Origin of the sequence: Kitasatospora sp. NPDC059327, from assembly GCF_042752535.1 — a bacterium.
Taxonomy (GTDB): Bacteria; Actinomycetota; Actinomycetes; order Streptomycetales; family Streptomycetaceae; genus Kitasatospora.
In genome coordinates this window covers 67,938-81,981 of sequence record NZ_JBHYYB010000027.1, presented here as the reverse complement: position 1 = coordinate 81,981, position 14,044 = coordinate 67,938, and the positions used below count along the sequence as shown (strand labels likewise).

The 14,044-nt window shown below is 76.4% G+C and carries 12 protein-coding genes and 2 tRNA genes; 11 read left to right on the top strand and 3 right to left on the bottom strand.

Features of this window, described 5'->3' with window-relative positions; all coding sequences use genetic code 11:
- The first annotated feature begins 656 nt into the window (after positions 1–656).
- The 4 genes from orn (at position 657) to ACFXHB_RS18665 (ending at position 3,192) form a co-directional block, all read left to right on the top strand.
- Positions 657–1,259 (top strand): oligoribonuclease, encoded by a 603-nt coding sequence (orn, locus tag ACFXHB_RS18680; protein WP_380575470.1) that lies wholly within the window; start codon positions 657–659, stop codon positions 1,257–1,259.
- Positions 1,260–1,426: 167 nt separating this feature from the next.
- Positions 1,427–1,502, top strand: a tRNA-His gene (locus ACFXHB_RS18675).
- A 125-nt stretch (positions 1,503–1,627) separates the two neighbouring features.
- Entirely contained in the window at positions 1,628–2,074 is a 447-nt protein-coding gene (locus ACFXHB_RS18670; RefSeq protein ID WP_380575469.1) for a DUF4442 domain-containing protein, read from the top strand.
- A 113-nt stretch (positions 2,075–2,187) separates the two neighbouring features.
- The gene (locus ACFXHB_RS18665) at positions 2,188–3,192 is read left to right on the top strand and encodes a hypothetical protein (protein ID WP_380575467.1); all 1,005 of its coding nucleotides are present in this window, start codon (positions 2,188–2,190) and stop codon (positions 3,190–3,192) included.
- Between the two features lie 98 nt (positions 3,193–3,290).
- Here ACFXHB_RS18665 and ACFXHB_RS18660 read toward each other — a convergent pair whose 3' ends face one another.
- Positions 3,291–4,229, bottom strand: coding sequence for a spermidine synthase (locus tag ACFXHB_RS18660; RefSeq protein WP_380575502.1), 939 nt, complete (start codon positions 4,227–4,229; stop codon positions 3,291–3,293).
- A 163-nt stretch (positions 4,230–4,392) separates the two neighbouring features.
- On the bottom strand, positions 4,393–4,914 hold the full coding sequence (locus tag ACFXHB_RS18655; protein ID WP_380575465.1) for a hypothetical protein: 522 nt from the start codon (positions 4,912–4,914) through the stop codon (positions 4,393–4,395).
- A 457-nt stretch (positions 4,915–5,371) separates the two neighbouring features.
- Between ACFXHB_RS18655 and ACFXHB_RS18650 the strand changes: the two genes are divergently transcribed.
- Positions 5,372–7,021 (top strand): tetratricopeptide repeat protein, encoded by a 1,650-nt coding sequence (locus tag ACFXHB_RS18650; RefSeq protein WP_380575464.1) that lies wholly within the window; start codon positions 5,372–5,374, stop codon positions 7,019–7,021.
- 103 nt (positions 7,022–7,124) lie between these two features.
- On the opposite strand, the gene ACFXHB_RS18645 is transcribed toward ACFXHB_RS18650, so the two are convergent.
- Complete coding sequence (locus ACFXHB_RS18645; protein ID WP_380575463.1) at positions 7,125–7,775, bottom strand: histidine phosphatase family protein; 651 nt, start codon at positions 7,773–7,775, stop codon at positions 7,125–7,127.
- 298 nt (positions 7,776–8,073) lie between these two features.
- Here ACFXHB_RS18645 and ACFXHB_RS18640 point away from each other — a divergent pair, with 298 nt between their 5' ends.
- The 6 genes from ACFXHB_RS18640 (at position 8,074) to ACFXHB_RS18615 (ending at position 13,919) form a co-directional block, all read left to right on the top strand.
- Positions 8,074–9,360: a hypothetical protein gene (locus tag ACFXHB_RS18640; RefSeq protein ID WP_380575461.1), complete on the top strand. Its 1,287-nt coding sequence runs from the start codon at positions 8,074–8,076 to the stop codon at positions 9,358–9,360.
- On the top strand, positions 9,357–11,012 hold the full coding sequence (locus ACFXHB_RS18635) for a hypothetical protein (RefSeq protein WP_380575460.1): 1,656 nt from the start codon (positions 9,357–9,359) through the stop codon (positions 11,010–11,012). The genes ACFXHB_RS18640 and ACFXHB_RS18635 overlap by 4 nt, the downstream gene beginning before the upstream one ends.
- 8 nt (positions 11,013–11,020) lie before the next feature.
- Positions 11,021–12,376 carry an AAA domain-containing protein gene (locus tag ACFXHB_RS18630; protein ID WP_380575459.1) on the top strand — a complete coding sequence of 452 codons (1,356 nt, stop codon included), beginning with the start codon at positions 11,021–11,023 and terminating at the stop codon, positions 12,374–12,376.
- A 213-nt stretch (positions 12,377–12,589) separates the two neighbouring features.
- Positions 12,590–12,997, top strand: coding sequence for a hypothetical protein (locus ACFXHB_RS18625; protein ID WP_380575458.1), 408 nt, complete (start codon positions 12,590–12,592; stop codon positions 12,995–12,997).
- A gap of 160 nt (positions 12,998–13,157) precedes the next feature.
- Positions 13,158–13,769, top strand: coding sequence for a bifunctional DNA primase/polymerase (locus tag ACFXHB_RS18620; RefSeq protein ID WP_380575500.1), 612 nt, complete (start codon positions 13,158–13,160; stop codon positions 13,767–13,769).
- A 76-nt stretch (positions 13,770–13,845) separates the two neighbouring features.
- Positions 13,846–13,919: transfer RNA gene (locus tag ACFXHB_RS18615), tRNA-Lys, on the top strand.
- The last annotated feature ends 125 nt before the right edge of the window (positions 13,920–14,044 follow it).

Here is a 14,044-nt window from a genome sequence, read left to right as displayed (position 1 = left end):
TCCGCCCACCCGGGCCCGCACGGACCGCTCGGGCACGGGCAGCACGGACAGCCGTCCTCGCAAGGGGTCCACGCGCGCGCCGTCCAGCCCTACCCGTATCCGCAGGCGGCCCACCAGCCGCACCCCGGCCAGCCGGGCGCGGGGCGCGGTCCGGGACGGCCGCCGCTGGTCCCGGCGCAGGCCGGTCCCGGGGCGGGCCGACCGCCCCGCACGGCGGAGCACGCCGCCGCGGAGGACGGTCAGCCGCAGCCCGGGGCCCGTGGTCAGGGTCAGGGGCACCGCAGCACGGCCGAGCGGCCGTCGGAGGACACCGCCGACGGCCGGGGCCACGGTGCGGCCACCGGTCGGGCGACGGCGTCGGCCGCTCCGGTGCCGCCGGACGGTCGGGCCCGCCCGGGACGCGCCCCCCAGGTCCGGCCGCAGGGCGGCCGCGCCGCGGGCTCGGACGGAGCCCGCGAGCCGCGTGACCCCCGTCCCGCCCGGGACGGCCACCAGGCATATCCGGTTCACCCCGCCAACCAGGCCGGCCAGGCCCGGGAGGCGCACGAACCGGACGGCCACGGCCAGGACGCGCACGGTGCGGAGGCCTGTGCCCCGGCACCCCGCTCGGCTCCTCCGGTGCCCGCGGCGCGTGATCGCGCCGTAGGGTGAGTGGCGTGAATGACCGTTTGGTATGGATCGACTGTGAAATGACAGGCCTCGACCTCGACCGGGACGCCCTGGTCGAGGTCGCGGCGCTGGTGACGGACTCCGAGCTGAATGTCCTCGGCGAGGGCGTCGACGTCATCATCCGCCCGCCCGCCGAGGCCTTGGCGAACATGCCCGAGGTGGTGCGCACGATGCACACCTCCTCCGGGCTGCTCGACGAGCTGGAACACGGCGTCACGCTCGCCGAGGCGGAGGCGCTCGTCCTCGCCTATGTCCGCGAGCACGCGCCGGAGGCCGGGCGGACGCCGCTGTGCGGGAACTCCGTGGCGACCGACCGCGGCTTCCTCTCCCGGGACATGCCCGCCCTGGAGGGTCACCTGCACTACCGGATCGTCGATGTCTCCTCGATCAAGGAGCTGGCCCGGCGCTGGTACCCGAGGGCGTACTACAACAGCCCGCAGAAGGGCGGCAACCACCGGGCTCTCGCGGACATCCGCGAGAGCATCGACGAACTGCGGTACTACCGCGAGGCGGTGTTCGTCGCGCAGCCCGGACCGGACACCGACACCGCGCGCGCGATCGCCGAGAAGTACCAGGCCGCGACGGACTGACCCGCCCGCACCTCCCGGAGCCGGGGCCCGCCCGAAGGGGGTCGCCGGACCCGGGAGGTCGCCCGCGTCGGGCTGGTCGAAACCCTGGCGCGAGCACCCTCTCGGATCCTGTATTGTTCTTCCTGTCGGAACGGGAACGCGAAGAGCGGGAACGGACCGGACAGATGGTGGGTGTAGCTCAGTTGGTAGAGCACCTGGTTGTGGTCCAGGTGGCCGCGGGTTCGAGTCCCGTCACTCACCCCAGAGCCTGAGGGGCCGATCTCTTCAAGAGATCGGCCCCTCAGGCGTTTTCGCGTTCCCTCAGATTCCCGCGGTTTCCTTCCCGGGAGATCTGCCACCAGATGCTACCGACTAGTAACATCGCTGCCATGACCACACCTTCGATCGGCCAGCTGCTCGACTCGACCGTGCCGATGGCACGCACCCTCAAGCTGGAGTACCTGGAGACGACGCCGGAGCGTGCCGTTCTCCGGCTGCCGGACCAGCCCGAGTACCACAACCACGTCGGCGGCCCGCACGCCGGCGCGATGTTCACCCTCGCCGAGTCCGCGAGCGGCTGCATCGTGCTGGGCGCGTTCGGTGCCGAGCTCTCGCGCGCCGTGCCGCTCGCGGTGAGCGCCGAGATCTCGTACAAGAAGCTCGCGATGGGTGCCGTCACCGCCACCGCGGTGCTCGGGCGTCCGGTCGCGGACATCGTCGCCGAGCTCGACAAGGGCGAGCGGCCGGAGTTCCCCGTCACGGTCGAGATCACCCGCGCCGACGGTGCGGTGACCGGCGTCATGACCGTCATCTGGACCCTGCGCCCCAACTCCTGAGTCCCGCAGGAGCGCCGGCTCCGGCAGCGGCGGCCCGGCGGCCGAGGTCGGCGTGATGACTGTCCGTGACGGCGACCGTGACCTCACGGCCCGTCCGCTCGTTCTCCACTCACGTGCGAGCCAATCACGCGGCCAAGGCGCCGGAACCCGCCCGACCCGCCGTCGTCGCCGCGCGGCGCCCGGGCGGTCGGCGGCTGACCCGCCCGCGCGTCCTCGCGGCCGGCGGGGCGCTCCTCGCACAGCTCTGGGGGCTGGGCGCGGCCACCGCCTGGGCCGCCGCCGGGCCGCTCCCGGAGCCGGTCAGCCGTACCGTCGGTCGGACGCTGGACGGTGGCCCGCTCCTCGACGAGGGGTCAGCCGAACACTCCGCGGGGACGCCCGACCAGGGCGCGCCGCCGCACCCGACGTCGGCGCACTCCCCCGGCCAGGCGGTACCCCAGCAGGCGGCACCCCAGCAGGCGGCACCGGACGGGACGACTCCCCAGCAGGCGGCGCCCGGTCAGGCGGCGGCGCCCGGCGCCCTCGGGCAGCTCGCCGATCCGGCGGGCGCGGCGGTTCCCGTACCCGGCCTGGACGCGGCGACCGCGCCCGTGGGCAGCCTGCTCCAGGACCGGATCAGAGCGGGCGGACTGCCACTGCCCGGTCAGCGGGCCTCTCTTCCCGACGCGTTCGCGATCGCCTCCGGACTGCTCGGCCCCACCAGCGCCCAGACCCCCGCCCAGGCCCGCGCCTCCGGGACGCGCGCCTCCCGGGACGGCGACCCCGGTGGGCCGGCGGCCGAACCCGGCCGGGCGGCCGGCACCACCGCCCCGGCCGCGTCACCCGCCCCGGTGGCCGGTGGGTCGCACGGCCCCGCCGCTCCGCCGCCCGCCCACGATTCCGCCGACCACCGGGACCGCACCGGACAGCCTGGCCCCGACGGGGGCGAGAGGGCGCGGGCCGCCGCCTCCGACCGGCCGGCGCCGCACGAGAACCCCACCGTGACCGACACGGCCGCCACCCCGGCCGGGCAGGGCCTCTCCGGCACCGGGACAGCCGTGCTCGCGCCCATCGCGGCCGGGTTGCTGCTCACCGGCGCCGCGATGTGCAAGCACCGGGGGCTGCCGCGCGGGCACTGAGCCGGGCCCGGACGACGCGGCGGCCGAGGGCGGGATCGACGGCCCGGGGTCGCCGTAGGGGTCCGGGAGCGGCTCCGACGACCGGCCCGGGTGGTCGGCTACCGGAAGACCTCCGGCGGCGGGGCCGGGGAGGGAGCCGCGGTGAGGTCGGTGGCGGGGGCCGCGCCGGCGGCGAAGTCGGCCAGGGTGCGGCCGTGTTCGACCCGGCCCAGGGCGGCGTCCGAGGCCACCTTGCGGCTCAGTTCGGCGATCGGTAGCGGGGTGTGCGCGGCGGCCAGGATCAGGTTCCCGAAGCGCTTGCCGCGCAGCACCGCCGGATCGGCCACCAGACAGAGCTCGGGGAAGACCGCGCCGAGGGTGGCGATCTGCGAACGGGCGAAGGGCAGCGCCGAGCCGTCGGCGATGTTGACCGCGTACCAACCGCCGGGAGCGAGCGCGCGGGCCGCCAGCGCGGTGAACTCGACGGTCGTGCAGTGGGCCGGGACGCGGGCGCCGGAGAAGACGTCGGCGATCACCAGGTCGACGGTGCCTTCGGGGGTCCGTTCCAGGACGCCGCGGGCGTCCGCACCCCGCACCTTGATCTGCCAGCCGCGCTCCAGCGGCAGTTCGGCACGGACGAGTTCGGTGAGCGCGGTGTCGATCTCGGCGACCTGCTGGCGGGAGCGCGGGCGGGTGGCCGCGACGTAACGGGCCAGGGTGAGGGCGCCGCCGCCGAGGTGCAGGACGGTCAACGGCCGGCCTGGCGGGGCGACCAGGTCGATCAGGTGGCCCAGCCGACGCTGGTACTCGAAGCCCAGGTGGGTCGGGTCGGCGAGGTCGACCATGGACTGCGGCGCGCCGTCGATCAGCAGCGACCAGGCGGCCGGGCGGTCACGATCGGGGCGGAGTTCGGCCAGCCCGGAGTCGACGGGGCGGGTGAGCGGCCCCTGGGCGTGTGTGCGGCCGCCGGAACCGGTGACCGCCGGCTGCGGCTCCGCCGTCGTACGGCCCTTGTCCGCGCCGCGACCGGCCCTGCTGCTTCGTCCCATACCGGCCATTATCGCCGCCACCGCGAAGGTCTCCGCAGCTCGGCGGGGTGGCCGGAAGGGGAACGGAGGAGGGGGCGGAGCCAGGTGGTGGGCCCGAGCGGGCCGGGCGACCGGCCCGGACCACGGAACGAACCCGTGACAGCGACCGCGGCGGCAACCGCGGCACCGAGCCTCAGAACGGGCCGAGACCGCCGGCGGTCAGGGTGCACGCGGCCTCGCAGAGGGCCGACCGCAGCACCCAGGCATCGGTGGGGCGGACGGCGAAGTCCGCGCCGGCCGGCGGCATCACCCAGCGCGGATCGGTGGCGGGCAGGAGCAGGGCGCCCGCGGTACACGAGCTGCCGGGCAGGTGCCACGTCTCCGAGGTGCCGGCCGGGACGAAGAACGAGACCGTGCTGCCGTTGCGGCTCTGCAGCACCACGCCGCAGGCCCGGCGCAGCCGCAGGATGTCGACCGCCTCCAGGCCGTGCCGCAGGGCCACGGTGACGGTGTCGCAGCCGGTGACGACCACGCCGCCGTCCGCCGCGAGCCGGCGGACCGGACCGCTGCCGCCGCCGCACGGGACCCGGCCGCCTTCCAGGGGCCCGCGCCCCGGACCGCGGTCGTCGGCCGGTTCGGGCAGCAGGGCGGGGGCGGCGCCCGCGAGCACCCCTCCGGCGACCAGGCGGCGGTACTGCGGTACTCCGGTGGCCATCACGGGCTCTCCTGTCGCCTCGTCCGATCGGAAGGGTGCCGCCGCTCCGGGGTGGGGGCCGCCCCTGCGGGCGGTGGGCCTGGGCGACGACCGGGGCTTCCACGTATCAGGACAACGCCGAGGGTCCGGTCGAGGCCACGGGGCGCCTTACAGCAAGGCATGGCATTTCATGGCAGATCCAGGCAACAGCGCCCGTTTTGACCGCAATTGGCAGCACATCATCCACAAACAGGCTGTGGCCGACCGGTAACTCCGGGTACTGTCGGTCGCGAATCCGGGGCCCATCCAGCCCCACCGGGCCCACCCGCGGCCGAGCAGAGTCCACCCCCGACCGAGCAGGCCCGAACCGCCGACCGGAGCCACCGCACCGACCGGCCGGAGCCCACCGACCGCAGGACCGACACCCACCGGAACCGCCCCACCCGGCACAGCACCCCGCACGACCACGGAGCGCACCATGGCAGCCACCCCACCGGCCGAGCCGAACCGCCCGTCACCCAACACCGTGATGCGCGCACTGCGCGGCGACCGTTCGCCGGGCGAGTTCGCGATGACCGTACGACGGGCGGCCCGCGAGATCGGTGAGCACGTCTCCTGCGACGCCCGCTATGTCGGGCGGGTCGAGGCGGGCGAGATCCGCTGCCCCAACTACGCCTACGAGCGGGTCTTCCGGCACATGTGGCCGGACCGCTCACTGGCCGACCTCGGCTTCGCCCCCCGTACCGCCGTCCGCCGCCGCTCAGCGGACGGCGGTACGGGCACCGCACCACCCCGACTCCACCCGCAGTTCCCGCCCCTGCCCGCCCCGCGCTCGCCGCATTCCATCCAACTCCCGTACGCTGCCTCGCCGTACGCGGAACCACCCCCACCGGACGGACCTGCGTCACCGAGGTCTGCGGCGTCACTCCGGGGGCCCGACGGATCGCACCACTTCGACGAGGAGAACGACGACGTGCGTCGCCGTACGTTCCTGGCCGGCGGCCCGGCCGCGCTGGCCACCGTGATCGGCATCGACCGGCCGGCCGCCGCCACCGGGCACCCCGCCCCGGGCGCGCCCGGGGCCGAGCGGCCCGCCCGACTCATCCCGGCCCAGTCCGGCCCCGGCCCCGGCCCCGGCGCGGGCCGGTCCGGCCCTGCCGCGGACCCGTTCGACCCGGGGTCCGCCTTCGTACCCGGCCGGCCCGGCCCGGTCCCGCCACTCCGCCGGATCGGCACGGCCGAGGTACTCGGCGTCGAGCAGGCCGTCCGGGACATCCGGCTGGCCGACGACGTGTACGGGGCCGACGCCCTGTACGAGCTGGCCGGGCAGTCGTTGCGCACCGCCTACGTCCTGCTCAACGAGGGCGAGTACAGCGCCGAGACGGAGCGAAGGCTCCAGGCCGGCGCCGGCGAACTCGCCATCTCGGTGGGCTGGCTGGCGCACGACTCGAACCGGCTGGCGGACGCCCGGTCGCTCTACGCCGAGGCGCTCGCCACGGCCCGGATGGCGGGCGACTCCGCCCTGGAGGCGCATGTGTTCTGCAACAGCGCCTTCCTGGCCCGGGACGCCGGCCGCCCTCGCGAGGCGCTCCGCGCCGCCCAGGCCGGGCAGGCCGCCGCCCGGCACCTGGACTCCGACCGGCTGCTCTCGCTGCTGGCCATGCGCGAGGCCGGCGGCTGGGCCCTCCTCCAGGACCGCGCCGCCTGCGAACGGGCCCTCGGCCGCGCCGCCGTCCTGTTCGACCGCGGTCCCTCCGAGGCCGACCCCGAGTGGATGTCCTTCTTCGGCGAGGCGGAGATCGCCGGGCTGCGGTCCCAGTGCTGGTCCGCGCTCGGGGACTGGGACCGCGCCAGCGAGCAGGCCGGGCTGGCGATAGCGCTCCAGGAGCCGCACTTCGTGCGCAACCGCGTGCTCTACACCGCCGAGCTGGCCCACGACCGCCTCGGCCGGGGGGACGTGGCCGGCGCCGCCGACCACGGCACGGCCGCCGTCGCCCTGTTCGGCGAGGTCCGTTCGGCGCGGATCCGCAGCATGCTGGCGGACACCGCCGAACGGCTGCGCCCGCACCGCGCCGTCCCGGAGGTCGGCCGGTTCCTGACGGCCTACGACCTCGCGGCGGCGGCCTGACCGGCCCGGCGACACGCGCCGCGACCGCGCGCCCCGCCGGCGACCGGTCACCCGCACCGGGCCGGGCCCTGACAGACCGTCGGAGCCCGGCGCGGCGGGCCGGTCAGTGCTTCAGGCCCTCCAGGTGGCCGAGGTCGTTCCAGACCTCGACCGCCGGCGCGCCGTACTCCCAGGAGAGCACGCAGAGCGCGGCCGTTCCGAGCTTGAACCGCTGGGCGTACTCGGGGGGCAGCCCGAGCCAGCGGGCGGTCAGGATGCGCAGCAGGTGTCCGTGGGCGAAGAGCACCACGTCGCGGTCGGCGCAGTGCATGACCGTGGTGTCCGGGTGCGGTACGCCGTGCTCGTCGTTGAGGTCGGCCAGGAAGGCGTCCACCCGGGCGGCGACATCGGCCAGCTTCTCGCCGCCGGGCACGCCGTCCCGCCAGATCAGCCAGCCGGGCCGGTCGGTGGCCCGGATGTCCGGACCGGTCCGGCCCTCGTACTGGCCGTAGTCCCACTCCAGCAGCTCCGGCCGCTCCACCGCCCGGTCGCCGAAGCCCGCCAGGGCGCAGGTCTCCTTGGCGCGGTCGAGCGGGCTGGTGTAGACGAGGGCGTCCGGCAGGCCGTTCCAGGGGGCCTTGGCGAGGCGGACGCCGAGCGCCCGGGCCATCGCGCGGCCCTCCTCGGTCAACGGAATGTCGGTCCGGCCGGTGTGGCGGCCGGTGGCCGACCACGCGGTCTCACCGTGGCGGACGAGGACGATTCGGGCGGGCATGGGTGGCTCCTCGCAGCGGGGCGGTGGCAACGGTCGGTCTCGCCATTGAGCACCGGCACTCCATGATCCCTCACTCGCCGCCCGCCCACGATCGCGGGCCGGGCGGCCACGACGGGACCGGGGCGGACGCCCACGGCGTGTCCGGCACGGCCGCCCGCCGGGCCCGTCCGGCACCCGCCGGACCGGGGCCCGCGCAGCGCCCGGGCCCGCGCCGGAAAGCGCCCGGAATCGCCGCGATGGCCGCGGATCGCCGGGCCGGACCGGAATGTCGGACCCGGGTGCGACACTGGGCCGCACCATGAACGTCTCGACGAACGTCCCGTCCCACGGGCACTTTGAGCCGCTCGCCCAGCGGCTCGCCGAGCTGCGCGGTCCGGCCCCGCAGCGCAGCCTGAACGCCCGCGCGCTCGCCGCGCTCGCCGCCAATCCGGGCTGTCACCGCCGCGCGGTGCTCGACGCCGCCGGGGTCGACAAGTCCGCGCTGGCCGCCCGGCTCGGCCGCCCCGCGCCGTTCGGGCAGTCCCCGTTCGCCCTCGCCCGCGGTGTGATCTTCGAATCGCGGTTGAAGGAGGACGACTACGCGGCGCTGCTGGAGCCGCTGCGCCGCCACCTCGGCCTGCCGACCGACGGCGACGCCCCGCTCAGCGTGCCCGATCTGCTGCGCCGCTCCGGCCCGGCGGTCCGGGCCGAGCGGACGGCCGCCGCCCTGGCCGAGGCCGCCGCCGACCCGCGGACCTGGACGCTGCTCGACCATCCGCTGCTGCGGCTCACCGTGGCCGGCGGCACCGCGTACCTGGAGCCGGACGCCGTCGTGGTGCACGGCGGGCGGTGCACCGTGATCGAGATCAAGTCCTTCCCCGTGCTGGACGGCAGCGCGGACCCGGCCAAGGTCGGTGCCGCCGCCCGCCAGGCCGCCGTCTACGTGCTGGCGCTCCAGGAGACGGCCGCCGCGCTGGCCGGCCTGGAGGCGGACCGGAACCCGTACGTCGAGCAGCGGCTGCCGGGCAGCCCCCGGCTGAGCGTGCTGCTGGTCTGCCCGAAGGACTTCGGCAACCGGCCCACCGCCGTGACCGTGGACATCCGCCGCGAGCTGGCCACCACCCGCCGCCAGCTCAGCCGGATGACCGGCATCGGCCGGCTGCTGGACGCGCTGCCGGCGGGCGCCGGCTTCGACCTCGCCTCGGACGGGGCCGGCGTTCCCGCCCGCTCGGCCGAACAGCTGGCCGAGTCGGTCGAGGCGGTCCCCGCCGCGTACAGCCCGGACTGCCTCTCCACCTGCGAACTGGGCTTCCACTGCCGGGCCCGGGCCCGCTGCGGGGACCGGGTCGAACAGCTCGGCCGGGGCGTGCGCGGCGAGTTGGGCAGCATCCGGACCGTCACCGAGGCCCTGGCCGCAGCCGCGGGCACCGCCCCGGAGCACGACACCCCCGCCGAAGCCACGCTCGCCGCCGACGAGGCCGCCGCCCGGCTGGCCTACGCCGCCGCGCTGCGCGCCGAGGCGTTGGGGCGGCCGCTCACGGCGGCGGCGGGTCCGGCGGGCCCGGCGACGGCGGACCGGGCGGCCGGACCGGGAGCGGCCCGATGAGCCTGCTCGGCACCCTCGCCCGGTTGGAGGCCGTCCGCAGCGGCCGGGCCGAGCCGCTGGCCACCGTCCGCCACCGGCACCTCTCCGACCGCCCCATGGTGGTCGTCCCGCTGACCGCCGCCGGCGAGGCGGGCGCGCCGCTGGCCGTGCTGCTGGGCACCGACCGCTCCGCCCCCCGGCTGCACATCGTCCCGCAGCCGCTCAACCGCACCCAGCGGTTCGACTTCCTGGCCGAGCTGGCGGCCGACCTGCTGCCCTACCTGGAGTCCTTCGCCGCCGAGGTGGAGCGGATCGAGGGGTCCGAGAAGGATCCGGAGACGGGCGAGAAGACGCAGGTCCTCCGCGAGCTGTGCGCCGACGCGCCGCAACTGGTCGTGCCCAACAGCGCGGGTGTGCACCACCTCGCCCTGCTCGGCCGCTCCACCCGCTTCCGTCGCACCGTCGAGGACGACGAGCCGGGCCCGTACCCGGCGCCGGCCCGAGTGCCGCTGCTCGGCCGCTGGCTGACCCACCTCACCGACCGGGCCCAGGTGCCCGGCTCCAGCCTGCTGCTGGCGATGACCGGCCTGCTCTCCCGGCACTGGGCGACCGGCCAGAGCCACCTGGAGGACCAGCACCTCGCCGCCCGGCTGGCCTGGCACACGCCGCCGCCCGGCCTGACCGGGGCCGAGGCGGCCGAGCTGGCCGAGTCCGCCCGGGACGCGGCCGGCCAGCTGCTGCACCCGCCGGCCGGTCCGGCCACCGACCCGCGCTTCGACGAGCTGGTGCTCGGCCCGGCGATCGCCCGCTACGACGCCGCCGCGGCCGCCCTGCCGCACGCCGTCCGGGAGCCGGGGAGCACCGAGGCGGAGCGGGCCCGGGCCGCCGTCCGGGCGGCGGCCGAGCAGCTGCGCACGGTGCTGTCCGGGGTGCTGCTGCCCACCTGGCACGACGTGTGGCACGGGCTGGACCTGCTCCGCGGCCTGCCGCCCGCCGGGCACCTGGCGGAGCGCTGGACGGGTGACCGCTGGTCCTACACCGGTCACCGCGACCGGTTGGCGGCCGGCGAGCCGCCGCAGCCCCGGCAGGACGACGCCGTGACGGCCGCCCGGAAGCTGGCGCAGCGCGAGCGCGAGCAGGCCCGGCTGGACGTCCAGGAGGCGCTGGACGACCCGCTGGCGATGGCCGAGCACCGGCTGGCCGGCGAGGCGTTCGCGGGTGTGGTGACCGAGGTGGTGCCGGACTACGACACCTCGGGGCGCTCGCCGAAGCCGCGTCCGCTGATCACCGTCCGCACGGCCGACCGTCCGCACGCGGACCTCGGCCGGGAGGCGCACCGGGTCCGGGAGTCCTCCTCGTCGGAGTCCGGCACCGGACCGAGCGCGCAGAAGGCGGTGATCGCCGCGGTCGACCCGGCGGCGGGCACCATCACGTTGCGGGTGCTGTCCGGCATGGGGCGCAAGAAGGAGCCCGAGCCGGGCAGCCTGCCCGAGCCCGGCGAGCGGATCACCTTCACCCTGTTCGAACTGACCGTCCGCCAGTCCGCGCCGCTGCCCGAACCGGACGACACCCCGTGGACGCACGGCGGCCCGCCCGGTGCCGCCGCGCCCGGTCTCCTGCCGGTGGCCACGGCCACCGCCCCCGCGGCCACCGACACCGAGGAATGGGAGTGATCCGGCAGATGAGCAGTGAGCAGGCCCCCGGCGCGGCCGCCGACGCGGCGGTGGCCAGGATCCTGGAGGCCACCGTCCACCCGGCCACCGGCGCCCCGCGCGGCGTGGTGGTGGACTCCCCGCCCGGTGCCGGCAAGTCCACCCTGGTGGTGCGCGCCGCCCGGGAGCTGGTCGAGGCCGGCGAGCGCATCATGATCGTCGCCCAGACCAACGGCCAGGTGGACGACCTGGTCGACCGGCTGGCCCAGAAGGCACCCGAGCTGACGATCGGCCGGCTGCACGCGGCGGACTCCCGGCCGGGGCCCGAGGTGCTGAGGCACCCCCATGTCACCCCCTCCGACAAGGTCGCCGACCTCGCCGAGCTCGACGTGGTGATCTCCACCGCCGCCAAGTGGCAGTGGGTGAGGACCGAGGCACCCTGGCGGCACGCGATCGTCGACGAGGCCTACCAGATGCGCTCGGACGCCCTGCTCGCGGTGGCCCGGCTGTTCGAGCGGGCCCTGTTCGTCGGGGACCCGGGCCAGCTGGACCCGTTCACGGTGGTCGGCACCGAGCAGTGGGCGGGCTTGTCGTACGACCCGTCGAGCAGCGCGGTGGTCACCCTGCTCGCGCACAACCCGCAGATCGAGCCGCACCGGCTGCCGGTCTCCTGGCGGCTGCCGGCCAGCGCGGCACCGCTGATCTCCGACGCGTTCTACCCGTACACCCCGTTCCGGTCCGGCACCGGGCCCGGCGAGCGGCGGCTCACCGCCTCGGTGCGGCCGGACGGCGGCGCGTTGGACGCGGCGATCGACCGGGCGGCCGAGCACGGCTGGGCGCTGCTGGAGCTGCCCGCCCGGCACACCGTCCGGACCGATCCGCAGGCGGTGTCCGCCGTGGCGGCCACCGTCCGCCGACTGCTGGAGCGCGGTCTGACGGCCCACTCCGAGCAGGGCTCCGTCCCGCTCGCCCCCAGCCGGATCGCGGTCGGCACGGCCCACCGGGACCAGGCGGCGGCCGTCCGGGCGGCGTTGGTCACGGCCGGTGTCCCGGTCGACCCGGCCGTCGGGCCGGCCGTCACGGTGGACACCGCCAACCGGCTGCAGGGGCGCGAGTACGACGTCACGGTGGTGCTGCACCCGCTCTCCGGCCGGCCGGACGCGACCGCCTTCCACCTGGAGACGGGACGGCTCTGTGTGCTCGCCTCGCGGCACCGGCACGCGTGCATCGTGGTCGCCCGGGCCGGCATCGCCGAACTGCTGGACGAGCACCCGGCCACCGAGCCGGTCCAGCTCGGCGTCTCGGTCACGTTCCCCGACGGCTGGGAGGCCAACCACCAGGTGCTGCAGCACCTCGCCGGGCACCGGGTGCGGCTGGCGCGCTGAGCGGGGCCGCCCGCGGCCCGGCGGGCGCCCGGCCGGCCGGGGGCGGGCGGCAACGGGTGCACGCCCCCGGCGCGCCGGGAGGGAATAGTGCCCGGACTCGCACCGTTCCGTTACCGGCTGCCGACGCGAGACAATGGACGGCGGCCAGGACCGGGCGGCGTCGTCCCCGGCTGCCGTCGTCCGCCCCCACCGAGCACCCGGAGGTGTCCGTCCATGCCCGACTCCCACGCCCAGGCGTCCGACCCGAGCGGTTCGACCGTGCCGGCCGGTCCGGGCGCAGGCGCCGGTGAAGCGCCCGCCCGACGCCGGCGCCCGGTGCAGCTGCTGTTCGAGCCGCATCTCGCCGAGCCGGAGCCGGAGCGGTTCTTCGACCTCGAATCGATCGAGGACCCGGCGGAGCTGCTGCGCCGGTCCACCGAGCTGGCCCTGGCCTTCCGCGCGGCCGCCGAGCGGGCGACCGACTTCCAGGCCGTCGCCGCCGCGCAGCTCGCGGACACCCGCCGCTTCGACGCGCTCTCCGACACCGAGATCGCCGACCGGGCGGACTGGACGCCGGACTACGCGACCAAGATGATCGAGTACGGCCGCGGCCTGCTGCAGCCCCGGCGTCACGACGGCTAGCCGTTCCGGCCCCTGAGGTCGTCGCCCGGCCCGGGCGACGCTTCCGGAGACCGGCGCGGCCGCGGTACGGGCACCGGCGGCCGGGCGGGGGCGGCGGAACGGCCCGGAGATCTCGCCAGTGGCATATGCGGCGCGGCAGGGTACGCCGGTGCCCGTCGCGCTGTCCGGCAAACCGCGCTTTCCCTCCCGGACACCCGACGGACACTCCACCCTGCTGTCTGTGGACATCTGGACGTATCAGTCGGTGGAGTACGTCACCGTGGCCGGTGAGGCCTGGCTGGCCTCCGCCAGCGAGTACCCGCGCAGCATGCGCGCGCTCTGGGAATCGCGCCCGTGGGCGCCCTCGGTGCTGCCCTGCGGGCGCGCCTTCGACGTGATCAGCATGCCGGCCCTGTTCGGCCGCCGGGTCCTGGACGAGCTGTGGACCTCCGGACCGGGCTGCGGCCCGGTCGCCGCGTACCGGGGACGCACCCTGCTCTTCGTCCGGCCCGGGGCGGCGGCCCGGCTGCGGCGACTGCTCGCCTGGGAGGAGTGGGCCCGGGACGTCCCGCCGCTGCTCTGCCACGGTCGCGGCGACGCGGTGACCGTTCCGCCGGTGCAGCGGATGGTGCACAGCCCTGACTCCCCCGGCCTGGGCGCCGGGCGGTGGATCGTCGCCCCGGAGAGCCGGGAGCCGTGGCTGCCGGGTGCCTCGGTGGTGCTCTGGGCCTGCGTCCGGGCGGCCCGCGAGCCCGCCGACCGGGCCGGGTCGGCGGCCCTGCCCGCCGGCTGAGCCCGGCCGCACGCCGGACCGGGTATTCGATTTTGGCCGGGCCGCGCGCCGCTGCTAAAGTCTTCTCTGTCAGCAGGCGCCGCTAGCTCAGTTGGTTAGAGCAGCTGACTCTTAATCAGCGGGTCCGGGGTTCGAGTCCCTGGCGGCGCACAGACAGCCGGAAGGCCCCTTGCGAAAGCAAGGGGCCTTCGGTGTTTCCTTGGCGGCATCGGGCCGTCCCGGACCGCCCCGGGACCGCCCCGGAGACGCCGACCGGTGCCGCCCGCCGGCCGGAC

Excerpts from the sequence above, each read along its gene's own strand:
- ACFXHB_RS18670 (WP_380575469.1), top strand. The coding sequence starts at position 1,628 with ATGACCACACCTTCGATCGGCCAGCTGCTCGACTCGACCGTGCCGATG.
- ACFXHB_RS18660 (WP_380575502.1), bottom strand. The coding sequence starts at position 4,229 with ATGGCCGGTATGGGACGAAGCAGCAGGGCCGGTCGCGGCGCGGACAAG.
- ACFXHB_RS18655 (WP_380575465.1), bottom strand. The coding sequence starts at position 4,914 with ATGGCCACCGGAGTACCGCAGTACCGCCGCCTGGTCGCCGGAGGGGTG.
- ACFXHB_RS18650 (WP_380575464.1), top strand. The coding sequence starts at position 5,372 with ATGGCAGCCACCCCACCGGCCGAGCCGAACCGCCCGTCACCCAACACC.
- ACFXHB_RS18645 (WP_380575463.1), bottom strand. The coding sequence starts at position 7,775 with ATGCCCGCCCGAATCGTCCTCGTCCGCCACGGTGAGACCGCGTGGTCG.
- ACFXHB_RS18640 (WP_380575461.1), top strand. The coding sequence starts at position 8,074 with ATGAACGTCTCGACGAACGTCCCGTCCCACGGGCACTTTGAGCCGCTC.
- ACFXHB_RS18635 (WP_380575460.1), top strand. The coding sequence starts at position 9,357 with ATGAGCCTGCTCGGCACCCTCGCCCGGTTGGAGGCCGTCCGCAGCGGC.
- ACFXHB_RS18630 (WP_380575459.1), top strand. The coding sequence starts at position 11,021 with ATGAGCAGTGAGCAGGCCCCCGGCGCGGCCGCCGACGCGGCGGTGGCC.
- ACFXHB_RS18625 (WP_380575458.1), top strand. The coding sequence starts at position 12,590 with ATGCCCGACTCCCACGCCCAGGCGTCCGACCCGAGCGGTTCGACCGTG.